This window comes from Microvirga sp. P4_G7, assembly GCF_056401005.1.
The window spans coordinates 1-1,095 of record NZ_JBFUKD010000958.1 but is presented as its reverse complement, the minus strand read 5'-3'; the positions used below and the strand labels follow the sequence as shown (position 1 = coordinate 1,095).

1 protein-coding gene and 1 pseudogene are annotated in these 1,095 nt (G+C 64.9%); both read left to right on the top strand.

Going from position 1 to position 1,095, the window contains the following annotated elements; all coding sequences use genetic code 11:
• Positions 1–343: pseudogene (locus AC1DT3_RS22205) on the top strand (xanthine dehydrogenase small subunit); the annotation flags it as partial.
• A gap of 5 nt (positions 344–348) precedes the next feature.
• Positions 349–1,095: molybdopterin cofactor-binding domain-containing protein (locus AC1DT3_RS22200; protein ID WP_477467337.1), on the top strand; the 747-nt coding region annotated here is incomplete at its 3' end.

The following is a 1,095-nucleotide window of genomic DNA, read 5'->3' as shown; positions in this document are numbered from 1 at the left end:
GTATACCTCCGCAGTGATGGGTGCCTTCAGGCTGACGCTTTCGGGGCGCGAGATCATCGGTGCGCGCATCGCCTTCGGCGGCATGGCCGGCACGCCTAAGCGTGCCCTGTTGACCGAGGAGGCGCTGCGCGGAGCCTCGCTCGACGATCCATCCTCATGGGAGGCGGGATTTGCCGCTATGGCGCGTGACTATCAGCCGCTCGACGACCATCGGGCCTCCGCATCCTATCGGTCGACGGTGGCGCGGAATCTACTGTTCAAAGCTTTGAGCGAGATCGCCTATGGGCAGACTCGCGCGACGCGGCTGGTCGGCCGCCGCGAGCCGCTCGAAGCGGCGGAGTGAGTGCGATGAATGCTCCCGTCAAATCCACGGATGCGGAAAGCCTTCGCCATGTCCGCCAATCGCTGCCGCACGATTCAGCGGCGAAGCACGTGCAGGGTGCCGCGCAATACATCGACGATATCCGCGAGCCCGATGGCACGCTTCATATCGCGCTCGGACAATCGCCCAAGGCGCGCGGCAGGCTCGTGTCGCTCGACCTCGATCCGGTTCGCGCCGTTCCCGGTGTCGTCGCGGTTCTCACCGCCGCAGACATTCCAGGCAAGAACGATATCGCACCGGCCTTCGCCGACGATCCGCTGTTCGCGGACGACGCGATCAGCTTTCACGGCCAGGCCCTCTTCGCTGTGGTCGCAACGGAGCGCGATATCGCACGCCGCGCAGCGAAGCTTGCGAGCATCGTGATCGAGGATGAGCGGCCGAGCGTCACGGTGGAAGACGCCCTCGACCGGGAAGAGACTGTGCTGCCCGATTATGCATTTGGGCGTGGCGACGTTCAGCCGGCAATCGCGGCCGCGCCGCATCGCCTCGCCGGGCAGTTTCACATCGGCGGTCAGGAGCATTTCTACCTCGAGGGTCAGATCGCGATGGCGATCCCCGGCGAGGACGGCGACGTGTTCGTGTACTCGTCGACGCAACATCCGACCGAAGTACAGCACGTGGTGTCGCGGGTGCTCGGCATTCCGGATGCCTATGTGACGGAAGTACAGCACGTGGTGTCGCGGGTGCTCGGCATTCCGGATGCCTATGTGACG